12 protein-coding genes are annotated in these 13,096 nt (G+C 41.7%); 7 read left to right on the top strand and 5 right to left on the bottom strand.

Going from position 1 to position 13,096, the window contains the following annotated elements; translation table 11 throughout:
- Positions 1–22: 22 nt before the first annotated feature.
- On the bottom strand, positions 23–379 hold the full coding sequence (locus AACX33_RS11640; RefSeq protein ID WP_194000209.1) for a four helix bundle protein: 357 nt from the start codon (positions 377–379) through the stop codon (positions 23–25).
- Positions 380–485: 106 nt separating this feature from the next.
- On the opposite strand from AACX33_RS11640, the gene dndE reads away from it, so the two are divergent.
- From dndE to AACX33_RS11605, 7 genes are all read left to right on the top strand, one after another.
- Positions 486–872, top strand: a complete 387-nt coding sequence (gene dndE / locus AACX33_RS11635; RefSeq protein WP_194000407.1) for a DNA sulfur modification protein DndE — start codon at positions 486–488, stop codon at positions 870–872.
- A gap of 126 nt (positions 873–998) precedes the next feature.
- A complete protein-coding gene (locus AACX33_RS11630) occupies positions 999–2,456 on the top strand; it encodes a DNA phosphorothioation-associated putative methyltransferase (RefSeq protein ID WP_194000207.1) in 1,458 nt (485 codons plus the stop codon).
- 140 nt (positions 2,457–2,596) lie between these two features.
- Positions 2,597–3,889 carry an AmpG family muropeptide MFS transporter gene (locus AACX33_RS11625; RefSeq protein WP_194000405.1) on the top strand — a complete coding sequence of 431 codons (1,293 nt, stop codon included), beginning with the start codon at positions 2,597–2,599 and terminating at the stop codon, positions 3,887–3,889.
- Positions 3,874–4,287, top strand: coding sequence for an ABC transporter permease (locus tag AACX33_RS11620; protein WP_194000205.1), 414 nt, complete (start codon positions 3,874–3,876; stop codon positions 4,285–4,287). Before AACX33_RS11625 ends, AACX33_RS11620 begins: the two co-directional genes overlap by 16 nt.
- Positions 4,288–4,359: 72 nt before the next feature.
- Positions 4,360–4,560: a hypothetical protein gene (locus AACX33_RS11615; RefSeq protein WP_194000203.1), complete on the top strand. Its 201-nt coding sequence runs from the start codon at positions 4,360–4,362 to the stop codon at positions 4,558–4,560.
- Positions 4,561–4,575: 15 nt separating this feature from the next.
- Positions 4,576–5,061 carry a GNAT family N-acetyltransferase gene (locus tag AACX33_RS11610; protein WP_416209816.1) on the top strand — a complete coding sequence of 162 codons (486 nt, stop codon included), beginning with the start codon at positions 4,576–4,578 and terminating at the stop codon, positions 5,059–5,061.
- Positions 5,062–5,226: 165 nt separating this feature from the next.
- A complete protein-coding gene (locus AACX33_RS11605; protein ID WP_194000201.1) occupies positions 5,227–5,985 on the top strand; it encodes a HEAT repeat domain-containing protein in 759 nt (252 codons plus the stop codon).
- A 90-nt stretch (positions 5,986–6,075) separates the two neighbouring features.
- On the opposite strand, the gene AACX33_RS11600 is transcribed toward AACX33_RS11605, so the two are convergent.
- From AACX33_RS11600 to AACX33_RS11585, 4 genes are read right to left on the bottom strand one after another with little or no spacing between them, the layout of a single operon-like run.
- A complete protein-coding gene (locus tag AACX33_RS11600; protein ID WP_194000199.1) occupies positions 6,076–6,489 on the bottom strand; it encodes a phosphomannose isomerase type II C-terminal cupin domain in 414 nt (137 codons plus the stop codon).
- A gap of 39 nt (positions 6,490–6,528) precedes the next feature.
- Positions 6,529–7,746, bottom strand: a complete 1,218-nt coding sequence (locus tag AACX33_RS11595) for an EAL domain-containing response regulator (RefSeq protein WP_194000196.1) — start codon at positions 7,744–7,746, stop codon at positions 6,529–6,531.
- Positions 7,739–11,677, bottom strand: coding sequence for a PAS domain S-box protein (locus tag AACX33_RS11590; RefSeq protein ID WP_194000195.1), 3,939 nt, complete (start codon positions 11,675–11,677; stop codon positions 7,739–7,741). Before AACX33_RS11590 ends, AACX33_RS11595 begins: the two co-directional genes overlap by 8 nt.
- Before the next feature lie 49 nt (positions 11,678–11,726).
- Entirely contained in the window at positions 11,727–13,067 is a 1,341-nt protein-coding gene (locus AACX33_RS11585) for a TIGR03279 family radical SAM protein (protein WP_194000193.1), read from the bottom strand.
- Positions 13,068–13,096 lie beyond the last annotated feature (29 nt).

Here is a 13,096-nt window from a genome sequence, read left to right as displayed (position 1 = left end):
GTTCGTAATTCGTAATTCGTAATTATTTGCCTTTGAGCTTTTTTGTTGAGGCTACTAAAATTTTACCAATTTCATTTGCTTCTTGTAGAAGTGATTGGAATTTTTTCGGCTCAACTAGCTCTGATTCAATTAATATTTCTAACCAGTATTGGGTTTCTCTTGTTTCTTTCAACGCAATTTCTAATTTGTGGATAAAATCTTTGTCAGATTGGGCGGACTGGGCTTCTCTGACGTTTGCACCAATGGAAGTACCAGAACGAAGCAGTTGTCTAGAAAGAGTTCGATACACTCCTGGTCGTTCATCTAAAAAACAACAAGCTTTAACAATTCGGATTGCAAAACTTTTTGTCCGGTCAGTAATATTACTATTAGTCACCATATTTGTGATGCTCACGATTTATAATGAATATTCATTCTATTTTTCCCAAAAAAAAGGAAGAACTCCCAATCAACTACGAATTACGAACTACGAATTACGAATTATCATGGAATCTCCCATCGAAAGAATTAAACTCTCTCAAACAGCTAAAGACCAACTGATTAAACTCAGACGGACTACAAAAATTGACCAATGGAACATTTTATGTCGTTGGGCATTTTGTCGTTCCCTCGCCGAAGCAACCGCACCCTCACCGGTACCAATTCCCCAAGATAGCAACGTGGAAATGACTTGGCGGGTATTTGGCGGCGAAATGTCCGATATCCTCCTCCTCGCTTTGAAACAACGCTGTCACAACGACGGCTACCCCATTGATAAAGACAGCCTCGTTACCCAATTTCGCCTGCACTTACATCGGGGAATTGGTTACTTAGCCGGTGATCCAAATATCAAGAAAATTGAAGATTTAATCCAACTGGCGCTCAAAGATTGAAAGGATATTAGTTAACTGTTAATCGTGCCAATTTTAGATTGAAAATTAAAAACCTGTTAATTCAGAATTTAAAATTAATCCAAAATCTAAAATCCAAAATCCAAAATCGATGGACTGTTAACTGATATGCCCGAATCTTTAGAAATCGAGCGTCATCGAGCTGCGATCGCTCGTAATGATATCTCTCGCCCCGTGCGTTTAGCAATAGAATGGGCAATCCTCAATCAGGAAACCTCATTCTTTGATTACGGCTGTGGCTACGGTGGTGATGTGCAGCGAGTCGGCAATTTAGGCTATAGCAGTGCTGGTTGGGACCCGTACTATTTTCCCCATGACACCATTACCTCCGCCGATGTGGTCAATTTGGGCTATGTCCTGAATGTCATTGAAGACCAAGAGGAACGCCGTCAAAGTCTCATCCATGCGTGGGAACTGACTCAGCAGGTGTTAATTGTGGCGGCACAAGTATTAATTAATGCTCCTAGTAAAGCACAACTAGCTTACAGCGATGGGATTGTCACGCGTCGCAACACGTTTCAGAAATATTATGAACAACAAGAACTAAAAACGTATATAGACGAAATTCTCAATGTCGATGCAGTACCTGTAGCATTAGGTGTGTATTTCGTCTTTCGTGATGAAGCTGCAAAAGAAAGTTTTAAAGCTATCCGCTTCTTTTCTAGCACTGCTACACCGAGAGTTCGTATCCCCAGCAAGCGCTTTGAGGACTACGAAGCACAACTGCAACCACTTATGGACTTTTTTGCCAAACGGGGCAGATTACCCGTTAAAGGCGAATTAGCGAACCAAACAGAATTATTGAGTGAATTTGGAAACTTCCGCCGGGCTTTTAATGTGGTGTTACAAGCTACTGATGAAGCCGAATGGGATGCGATCGCCTATCGTCGTTCTTTAGATATCCAAGTATATCTTGCCCTTAGCCACTTTGAGCAACGTCCGTCATGGCAAAAACTAGCGCCAGAAATGCGTCACGATATCAAAGCCTTTTTCGGTAACTATGCAGAAGCCTGTCAAGTCGCTGACCAAAAACTCTTCAGCTTAGGTGATCCCAAAGTTGTGCAAACAGCTTGTGAAAAAAGCAAAATTGGTAAACATACACGAGGCGCACTTTATGTTCATGTTTCGGCACTCGCAGCATTAGATCCCTTGTTACGAATTTATGAAAGCTGTGCTAGTCGTACTATTGGACGCGTAGATGGAGCGACATTAATTAAATACAACATTGAAAAACCGCAAATATCCTATTTGTTTTACCCAGATTTTGACAGTGATCCCCATCCAGCCTTAAAAGCCAGTATCACTATTGACTTAAAAAGTTTATACATAACTCACCGTGATTATGCAGAAAGAACTAATCCGCCAATTCTGCACCGCAAGGAAAATTTTGTCACTTCTAACTACCCCCGCTATGAGGAATTTGCTCAACTGACTCAACAGGAACAGCAACTAGGACTACTCAAGTCCAAAAGTGAAATTGGGACTCGTGCCGGTTGGGAAAAATGCCTGGCTGCAAACAAGGTAAAAATCACAGGTCATCAAGTTGAGCAAATTAAGGAAAATTAAGGAATTACTGATGCTATGAAGGCAACCTTGATGATTATCTCAGCAGGTTAAACCTGGGCAAATTTTTATGTTTGCGTAGAATAACACAGCAGCTATGGCAAGATGACTGCTATTCACAGATTGAGAGGAACCTGCACAACATGAAACCAGTGCGATCGCTACTGACAGTTTTCGGTAGCCGTAAGATGGCGGCTTTGACATTGATCGGTTTTTCCTCCGGTTTGCCATTGTTCTTAACCAGTAGAACTCTGCAAGCTTGGATGACTGTCGAAGGAGTGGATTTAACCGCCATTGGCTTATTAAGCCTTGTGGGTCTACCCTACTCGTTAAAATTTATCTGGTCGCCTTTAATAGACAGGTTTACCGTGCCAATTTTGGGTCGGCGGCGAGGCTGGTTAATTACACTGCAAATTGGGTTATTGATGGCGATCGCCCTCATGGCTTTCCAACAACCCAAACAAGCACTACAATTATTAGCGATTAACGCTGTGGCGATCGCCTTTTTAAGTGCCAGTCAAGACATTGCTGCTGATGCCTACCGCACCGACGTTCTCGAAGAATTAGAATTGGGAGCCGGTGCTGCTGTTTTTGTCTTAGGTTATCGCATCGCACTTTTATTCACAGGATCTTTAGCATTAATCCTCGCCGATATTTTACCTTGGTCATCAGTTTATCTATTAATGTCCTTGGGCATGGGGATTGGGATTATTGCCACCTTATTTGCCCCAGAACCCCAAGAAACTAGTCCACCAGAATCTTTAGCGGCGGCAGTAATTTTACCCTTTGGGGAATTTTTTCAGCGCCAGGGTGTAGTCCAAGGCATTTTAGTCCTGCTGTTTATCGTCCTGTATAAACTGGGCGATTCCTTTGTCAACAATATGTCTACACCCTTTTTGTTGCAAACTGGATTCACCCAAACCGATATCGGGGCAATTCAAGGCGGTATGGGGCTAATTGCTACCATTGTTGGCACGCTCTCAGGGGGCGTAATTTTGAGTAAAATTGGTCTAAATCGCTCACTTTGGCTATTTGGTGCTTTGCAAGCCGTCAGTAATTTAGCTTATTATGTTCTTGCCAACTTAGGTCAAAACTACCAAGCTCTAGTACTAACAATCAATATCGAAAACTTTTGTGGTGGGTTGGGAACAGCAGCCTTTGTGGCTTTTTTGATGAATATGTGTAACCAGCGCTTTTCTGCCACCCAATATGCTTTATTATCCAGTTTTATGGCTGTAAGTCGTGATATTCTAGTCGCGCCAGCTGGCAGTTTAGCAAAAAGCACAGGTTGGCCATTATTTTTCATTATTAGTATGGTTGCCGCTATTCCAGGACTACTCCTGTTACCATTCTTTGCCCCTTGGAACCCTAAACCAGTGGCAATATCCAGACCAGGACTTGAGGAAGACGACGAGGATTTATGGGGAACCAAGTAGTTATTATTGTCGGCACATTTATTCTCTTAATCACCGGCTTGTTACTCGGCTATGTTCTCTCACAGTTAGTTTTAGGGTTTCTAGCGTTTAACCTACTAACTGTCTTCGGAACATTCAGCCTAATTTTGATTTTTTGTACACTTTATTACGTTTTATTTTGGCAGCTACGCAGAGAACAATCACAGGTAGTACCAGCACACAGACCAGAACAGGCACAGACACAAATCACCGAGCAAATAGCCGATAACCATCTCAAAAACCAACTAATTGCTAAATTAGGCGGTGATGCTGCCGCAGCCGAGCGATTAATTGATCAGGCCAAGCTCAACTATCCGGGAATGCCAGAAACCTGGTATTGCGAGAGAGTCATTGATGACTTGGAACGCGATCAACGCTAAAATAAATCAAGAAAACTTCACAAATCTTCAGCTAGATTCTCATCCCAGAACCTAGCCGATTTCAATTAAACTATGACCATAATTCGTCAGTACATTGCTCCATTGGTGGCAGTGTTAATATTCTCATTAGCCCTCGTGGCAGTCAGCGCCCGCATCTTTTTACCCTCTGATATGGCAGCACCCGCACCCATTGAAGCAAATGGGGAAATAGGACAATGGGGAAATGGAGAGGAACAATTATTTGCCTTTGCACAGCCTCCACTGCTCTCATAGAAATGGAAACTGAGTTTGTCTGAGCAACTGCTACCGGGTTACTATATTCGTCGCGGTTCCACACTAGAGCGATCGCTACTAGTAAAGTTCATGCAGCGAACTTACCAGGATCTATTTCCCCAGCAAGATTTTGCCCATCTAGCGCAAACCGTCGAGCAGTATTTGTCTCAGGACACACCGTTGTGGTGGGTAGAGTTTTTGGATGAGGAAGATTCTCCCCAACCTCCCATTGCTTGTCTCTGGGTCGGAAATGCCATAGATCAAATACAAGGCGATCGCCATGCTCACATTTTTCTGCTCTATGTCGTCCCAGAACATCGGCGGCGGGGTGTGGGTACAGCTTTGATGAAGTATGTGGAAAATTGGGCAATTCAAAGAGGCGATCGCCAAATCGGCTTACAAGTTTGGCAATCTAACCCAGTCGCCTTAAATCTTTACAATCATCTAGGTTATCAAACCCAATCCCTATGGATGGTAAAATCACTGCATAGTCATAAATAAACTGATATAGGTGTACAATATCTGATATCTATCAGGTTTTTACCAATAGTTTCTTAATGGTAAAATCCCCCAGATTTATCTGTGGAATCAATCAAAAATCTAAAATTGTTTGACTTATTAGCACGGGGGGTGCAATTAAATCCCACTCGCGCCTTTAAATGAAATATGTATGACGAAGAAGACCTAAGCTTACTTGATGCCGAGGTGGATCTAGAAAGCCCCCTGGATAAAATAGAGCCGCTAACTGCTGAATCTGAAGTGGTAAAGCCCGATCCAGAAGTGATGCTAGCACTTTTGGAAGATCATCAACCCCAGCAACGGATGCTAGCGGCTCGTGCTTTTTGTGATATTGAAGATCCACGGGCTACACCCCATTTAATTCGCCTGTTAACTGATACCTGTCCCTTGGTGCGAGTCAGTGCAGCCTATGGCATTGGACGCAATCCCAGTCCAGAAGCAGTAGAACCGTTAATTGTGCAACTGAACAAAGATTGGAATGGCTATGTCCGTAAAGGTGTAGTTTGGGCATTAGGGAATTGTCGCGATCGCCGTTCTCTAGCACCTCTAGCAGATGCCTTAAGAACTGATATTTCCGCCGTGCGTTTATGGTCGGCTAGTGCCTTAGCCCAGATGGCAGACGTAGGTTATGAAGCCGTTGTGGGAGCCATCCCAGCCCTAATTGAAGCCTTAGTTCAAGATCCCGTCGCCGCAGTGCGGAGTAACTGCGCTTGGACAATTGGGCAATTATGCCGGGAATTGCCATCTAACATAGTTTATGCTACAGCCATCGATGCCCTGATTCAAGCCTTCGCCGAAGACCAAGATTTGGGAGTCCGGGAAGACGCTAAAGCCTCACTATTAGGCGTAGGTGATCCTCGTGGTTTACAGTTGATTGAAACCCTAGAACAAGAGGGATGGTTTTAACAGTTATCAGTTATCAGTTATCAGTCAAGAGACATGATTTGATCTCAATTCTCCCCTATAGGTGTTGATTACTGATAACTGTTGATTAATTTAAACTTGTTTATTTTCAGTCGCAGGCTTGACAACATTGAGTTCATAAGGTCTTTCAATGTCATCCTCACCCAAATACTCACCATTTTGAATTTCCAAAATAATCAACGGAATCTGTCCGGGGTTCTCTACCTTATGCAGAGTCGCTGCGGGAACAAAAGTTGATTCATTTCGATTTAGTAACTTTTCCTCTTCTCCACAAGTTACCTTAGCGACACCGGAGACTACAACCCAATGCTCATTACGGTGATAATGGATTTGTGCTTTAATCCCATGTCTAGGCTTGATTTCAACCCGACTGATTCTATAGCTTTCCCCCTCCTCTATCACCTCTACATTACCCCAGTATCTTGCACCTGAATGGTCAGAAGATTCAGGGATATTTGACTGAACATCATTCTCATTCTCAGACATAAATATATTTCTCAACTATTAGTAAATTACTACATTTATTTATACAGATAAGCGTCTTGTAGTCCACAAAAAATTCTCTAATTCAGCTGCTGGTAATGGACGACTGAATAAAAAACCTTGCATGGCATCACAATTATTTTCGCGTAAAAAAGATAGTTCAGATTCTGTTTCTACACCTTCAGCAATTACCTGCAAATTCAGATTGTGCGCCATTTCGATTAATGCCTTGCTAATGGCAGATTTTTGAGGATCTTGGTCCACATTGTGAATAAAATAACGGTCAATCTTTAATGTATTAATTGGTAAATTTTTCAGATAAATTAAAGAAGAATAACCAGTACCAAAATCATCAATAGCAATTCTGACCCCCAAATTTTGTAATTCGCTCATAGTAGCGATCGCCCCATGAGCATTTTGCATAATCATACTTTCCGTCAGTTCGAGTTCTAAATATTTTGGTTCTAAATCATTTATATGAATAAACTCAATAATTTTTTTGATAAAGTCTGGATGATTAAATTCAATTACTGATATATTTACAGCAATCCTCAAGGATATCCCGCCCATATTTTGCCAGCTTTTAATTTGTTTACAGACATTTTCTAATACCCATTGATCAATAGAAATAATTAAACCAGTAGACTCAGCCACTGGCATAAATTCCGCCGGAGAAACAGAACCCAATTCAGGACTCTCCCAACGCAATAAACTTTCCGCAGCAATTATTTTTCCTGAAGCAATATTAATAATAGGTTGATAATAAATTTCAAATTCGTGAAATCTTTTTTGGTGGATAACTCGGTGTAAGTTCATTTCTATCAACTGCATTTTCGGAGAAAATGTGTTAATAGCCGAGAGATTCGATAAAGATAAATACTTTTTTAAAGTAGCTTGTCTTTCTAAGCGATTCATAATCGCCTTTAAAAGTTCAGCGCGAGTAAATGGCTTAGTCAGATAATCATCTGCACCCATATCCATACCTTGGCGAAAATCAGCTTTAGCAGATTTAGCCGTCAAAAAAATAAATGGAATTGTTGCCGTTAAAGGTTCTTGACGCACTGCTGTTAGCACTCCGTAACCGTCAATTTCCGGCATCATCATATCGCACAAAATTAAGTCAGGCATCACAGATACAGCCAAATTTATGCCAATTTTGCCATTGGCAGCTGTAATCGTCTCAAAATTCTCAGCCTCTAATAAATCTAATAAGTTCTCACGCACTGATTCTTCATCTTCAATCACTAAAATTTTAGTCATTTGTTACCTTAGTATTTATATGGTTATTTAATGGCAATTTAACAGTAAATACTGTACCAATTCCCTGTGTACTGGTGACAGAAATTTCACCTTGGTGTAAATCTACACAAGTTTTCACAATCGCCAATCCTAATCCAGTTCCGAGAATATTGCCGACATTCCTCGCACGATGGAAAGATTCAAACAAGCGTGGTTGGTCTTCTTCTGGAATGCCAATTCCTTGATCCTGAATTTGAAATATGGCTTGCTCATTATCACAAGCAAGACTAAACTCAATGGTGCTGTCATTTCGGGAATATTTGAGGGCATTTGAAAGTAAGTTATTCAGAATATGTCCTAGCAACTTATCATCCATACAGCATGACAAAGATTTATGTTGACTTGTAAAATAAATTACGCACATAGCATCTTGATTCACTTGTGCTTCTGACAGCAAATAACGGCAGTATTCCACCAAATCAAAGCACTTTGGACTATACTCTAGTTTTCCTGCTTCCGCCTTGCCAATCACCAACACATCATTTAACATTTCTGTCATTCGCTTCACAGCAGTTTGAATGCGATGCAAGTGAGTCAGTTGTTTTGCTTCTGTCCATTGGTGGCGGTAATGTTCTAGTAATTCCGACGAAGAAAGGATAGTACTCAAAGGCGTGCGAAATTCATGGGAAGTCATGGAAACAAAACGGGATTTGAGTTCGTTAAGTTCCTTTTCTGTCTCTAATGCTACTTTCAGTTCTTGTTCTAATTGCTTACGTTCTGTGATATCTGCCAAGTAACCGACCAATTCTAATGGATTACCAGCTTGATCCCGCATGAGTTGGCCTTTGTCATATAGCCAACGATAAGTGCCGTCTTTATGTAAAAAGCGATATTCAAGACTGTAATGTGGTTTCTTTACTACCTGAGCCATTTCCGCCAAGACATCTGGTAAATCTTCTGGGTGGATACGAGTAGTCCAAAAGCTAGAATTTTCGATAATTTCCCACGCTTCATATCCCGTCATGGCAGTGACATTTTCACTGATAAAAGTACTACCCAAAGACCCGGTAGTTGTAGTGGTATAGATGACAGCTGGACTGGAAGAAAGTAGATATTGTAGCCGTTCTTGGCTCACAAGTAGAGCTGTTTCTGCCTGCTTGCGCTCAGTGATATTGGTTTGGATGGTGATGTAGTGGGTGAGTTTGCCCGCAACGTCATAAACTGGGGAAATATTTAACTCGCTCCACAATAGGCTGCCATCTTTACGGTAATTGCGTAAAGTCACAGTGCAGTCTTTTCCTGCTTGCATAGTAGCAGAGAGTTCTTCTATCTCAGATTGATTGAGATCATTACCTTGGAATGAACAAAAATTTCTGCCGATTACCTCTGCGGCACTATAGCCAGTCAAGCGCTCAAAAGCCGGATTAACATAGATAATCGGCCTATTGGGAAGACTGGCATCAGTAATAATAATGCCATTACTACTAGCAGCGATCGCACGATTACGTAATCTTAAACCTTCTTCTGTGCGCTTCCGTTGAGTAATATCTGTATGAATGCAGATTGTACCCAGACTTTTACCCGTGGCATCTTTAATGGCATCAGAACGCACGTAAACTTGAACAAGACGACCACTACAGGCTCGAAAGGTGACTTCACCACGCCAAGACTGATGCTTGGCAACAGCAGCGCGAATTTTTTCATAAATTGCTGGATGCTCGAAGATCACTCTACATCCCCCAGCGACCTGTAATTCCTCTAAGGTGTACTCATACTGTTCGATAAACGCCGGATTAACGTAGATAGAAGCACCCGTAATATCTCCAATCACTATGGCATCACTGATGCTTTCTATGGCTTTGCCAAAGCGTAGTAGTGATTCTTCTGCTAACTTGCGTTGTGTAATATCAGTAGAAATACCACCCACAGCATAGGTCACGCCATGAGCATCTTTTAAAGGAAACTTGATAGACAAGTAAGTGTGTAAACCATCCTCTTGAGGAACGACTTCTTCTGTTTCTATAGCCACACCATCGGCAATGACTTGACGGTTATTGACGGCAAACTCATCGGCAATATGAGCCGGCCAAAGTTCATGCACATTTTTGCCCAAGATTTGGTCTTGAGTCAGGTTTAATAGCTGTTCATACTTGCGGTTGCCTAGTAGGTTTTTACCATCAGGATCGATTACATAAATCACCGCCGGAGAGTTATATAAAATTGCCTGTAGCTGTTGTTGTGTTTCCCGCAGAGTAATTTCTGTGGATACACGATCATCAATATCAGTATTAGTACCGAACCAGTTGACAATTCTACCTTGTTGATCACGCATAGGCAAAGCCCGGATTAAATGCCAGCGATAGGTTTGATCACTGCCTCGGAGGCAACGAAATTCAGCTTCATGAGGTGTACCCATCCTCAGAGATTGCTGCCAGCCAGACAAAGTATCTGGTAAATCATCAGGATGTATCCCATCCTGCCATCCCACCCCTAGAATTTGTGCAGAACTGCACATAAAGTAGTCAACAACGCGTTGATTTACATACTCAAGCTCACCGTTAGCATTAGCAATCCATACTTGTTGCGGGATGGATTCAGCCAAAAAGCGAAAGCGTTCTTCACTCTCATGGCGTTCGGTAATTTCTGATACTAGCTGCTGATTGACTTGAGTTAAAGCAATAGTTCGTTCTGATACACGCATTTCTAGCTCTTGGTTGACCTGAGTCAGAGCCGCTTGTGCTTCTTTGATTTCGGTAATATCTTCAGCAATCCCCGCAAAACGGTAAAGTTCTCCTTTTTCATTGTTAACAGGAAAGGTTTTGGCAGAAATCCAACGCATTTCGCCGCTAGTCCGGACAATGGGAAATTCGGCGGTGAAATTCTGGCCTGATAATAAACCATCTAAAATACCTCTGTAGTGATCTCGATCTAAGGGATGAATAGAATCAAGCAGATTTTCTCGGAAATTTTCGTAAAGGCGATCGCGACTTCTGCCCCAAATTTGTTCGTAAGCTGGGCTAATATAATATAATTTCTCCTCATAAGCATCTCGCACAAAAAAGACTTGCGGAATATTTTCTGTTACTTGCCGAAATAGCTCTTCATTCCACCGAATCGCCGCTTCATTACTTTTTTGCGTACTTATATTTCTCTGTACAGATACAAAATGAGTGCTTTTTCCTTCTTGATCTATGATTGGGACTACGTTCACCTCCACCCAGTATGTAGAACCATCTTTATGGTAGTTAATAAATTCTGTCCTGATTGGCAAACCGCTTTGAAGTGCAGTCCGCATTTTCTTGAGTTGAGTCCGAGAAGTTAGCTCACCCTGTAGAATACGCGGTGTTTTGCCAATCACTTCCCCAGGGGAGTAGCCAGTCATCTTGGTAAAGCCTGGATTGACATAAACTATTCGCGGGCCAAATGGTTCATCTAAGACATCAGCGGCAGTAATCAAAATAGCATCATTGGCATTTACCACTGCTGACTCTAGCAAACGCAATCTTTCGACTGGGGTTTGTGAATATTCACCTTGAGTTTCCTCGGCTGGTTTTGCTAGGGCTTGACAAACACTTGCTGGAGTTATTGTCCCAACAAGTTGACCATGATCATCTATAACTGGCAAAATATCTAATTGATGCTGGTGCAACAGTGAAAGTACCGTTGCCATACTCTCAAATTCCGCAAGTTTGAGGGTAATTTCTACAGCCTGCATAACTTCAGAAATTGGAGTTGTTTTTAAGTCCACCCCTGAAGCTAAAAGCTGCACCACATCTTTGGGTATCAACCATCCAACTACCTGTGATCCTGACAAAACCAAGATACTCACGCCATGATTGGCCATCAAAAATACTGCGTCTGATACTGATGTTTCTGGATTTACTCTGAGTGGATCAAAGTCAATGATTGACTTTAAACATCGTAGGTGGGAAAGCTGAGGTGAAGCTTGCATAGATGATGATGGCGATGATCAAAAAAGAATTACAGATGATATGTGCTATCTAAACCAGAACTACTTCAGAAATACAAGTATTTATTAATTCTTCAATACCAGAAACTGGAAATATTTCTGTATTGAGTTTCTCAGCTACTTCTGCAACACTCATATCATCTAAAAATACCAATTCGCCATTTTTTAGCATGACTTTTGGCAGCAAAATTCCATCACCCAAATCTTTTCCTGGGAGATTTAAAAGTAAATCATGACCTGTAATTAACCCAGTCACACTAATATTTTGTCCCCAGTAATCACTAGATAAAGCCTGCATATTGACTTCTAAATTCTCCACAGCATTCAAACGTGCCAAAATCGGTTGAAATGCTTGTTCTACGGCATTACCAACTACCCAAGTTAATTTTTTGGGATGGTGAAGCTTTGGTGGTAATAATTCGGCAGATGTAGATGCAAATTGCTTAATAAATAACCGAATTGAACCCACACCGTTATCAATTTGTGGATATTCTTCATATTCCGCTTCGCTGGGCAATTCTTCACCTGCAATCAAAAACCACTCATCGGCTAACCAAGCAAAGCCGGAACTGAATTGTTGACGAAATTGCTGTGAGATGGTTTGCACTTGGGAAATTACTTCTTGAGCTTTTTCCTTGGTTACGGGGATCAGTTCGTCTGCTTCTGGGCGAAACCGCGTTAAGCCCACTGGGACAACTGCTACTGATGCCACAGCAGGTATTTCACCACGATGAAAAAACGCTAAATCTTTGAGGGTTTTTTCCAGGTGTTGACCATCGTTTATACCAGGACAAACGACTACTTGGGCATGAATTTGTAGTCTTCGGTCTTGGAACCATTTAATTTGTTCTAAAATTTGTCCTGCACGCTGATTTTTCAGGAGTCTAATTCTGATTTCGTGTTCCGTCGCATGAACAGAAACAAACAAGGGAGACAGGCGCATTTGTTCAATACGTTGCCATTCTTTTTCTGACAAATTGGTCAGAGTTAAGTAGGAACCATATAAAAAACTGAGACGGTAATCGTCGTCTTTTAAATACAAGCTGGAACGCTTACCTGGTGGTTGCTGGTCAATAAAGCAAAATGGACAACGGTTATTGCATTGAATTAACCCATCAAATAGGGCGGTGGCAAATTCTAACCCCAGGTCTTCGTCGTAATCTTTTTCAATTTCAAGATGATGAGTTTTCCCTGTTGCGTCTAAAACTTCTAGTTCGAGAACTTCATCAGCACATAAAAATTGATAATCAATTAAATCACGGGGTTGTGTGCCATTGATAGCAACTATGGCATCCCCCGTGTCAAAGCCAATTTCTGCGGCTATAGAATCGGGTAATACTTTGGTGATTTGGGCAGGACGGATGGTAGGCATGATGTGGGGAGTGGGGAGTGGGGAAGAGG

Source organism: Nodularia sp. LEGE 04288 (assembly GCF_963896525.1).
GTDB lineage: Bacteria > Cyanobacteriota > Cyanobacteriia > Cyanobacteriales > Nostocaceae > Nodularia.
The sequence above is the reverse complement of the archived record's forward strand: the minus strand, read 5'-3'. Positions and strand labels throughout refer to the sequence as shown.

Coding starts and splice junctions, on each gene's coding strand:
- AACX33_RS11640 (WP_194000209.1), bottom strand. CDS start 379: ATGGTGACTAATAGTAATATTACTGACCGGACAAAAAGTTTTGCAATC.
- dndE (WP_194000407.1), top strand. CDS start 486: ATGGAATCTCCCATCGAAAGAATTAAACTCTCTCAAACAGCTAAAGAC.
- AACX33_RS11630 (WP_194000207.1), top strand. CDS start 999: ATGCCCGAATCTTTAGAAATCGAGCGTCATCGAGCTGCGATCGCTCGT.
- AACX33_RS11625 (WP_194000405.1), top strand. CDS start 2,597: ATGAAACCAGTGCGATCGCTACTGACAGTTTTCGGTAGCCGTAAGATG.
- AACX33_RS11620 (WP_194000205.1), top strand. CDS start 3,874: ATGGGGAACCAAGTAGTTATTATTGTCGGCACATTTATTCTCTTAATC.
- AACX33_RS11615 (WP_194000203.1), top strand. CDS start 4,360: ATGACCATAATTCGTCAGTACATTGCTCCATTGGTGGCAGTGTTAATA.
- AACX33_RS11605 (WP_194000201.1), top strand. CDS start 5,227: ATGTATGACGAAGAAGACCTAAGCTTACTTGATGCCGAGGTGGATCTA.
- AACX33_RS11600 (WP_194000199.1), bottom strand. CDS start 6,489: ATGTCTGAGAATGAGAATGATGTTCAGTCAAATATCCCTGAATCTTCT.
- AACX33_RS11595 (WP_194000196.1), bottom strand. CDS start 7,746: ATGACTAAAATTTTAGTGATTGAAGATGAAGAATCAGTGCGTGAGAAC.
- AACX33_RS11590 (WP_194000195.1), bottom strand. CDS start 11,677: ATGCAAGCTTCACCTCAGCTTTCCCACCTACGATGTTTAAAGTCAATC.
- AACX33_RS11585 (WP_194000193.1), bottom strand. CDS start 13,067: ATGCCTACCATCCGTCCTGCCCAAATCACCAAAGTATTACCCGATTCT.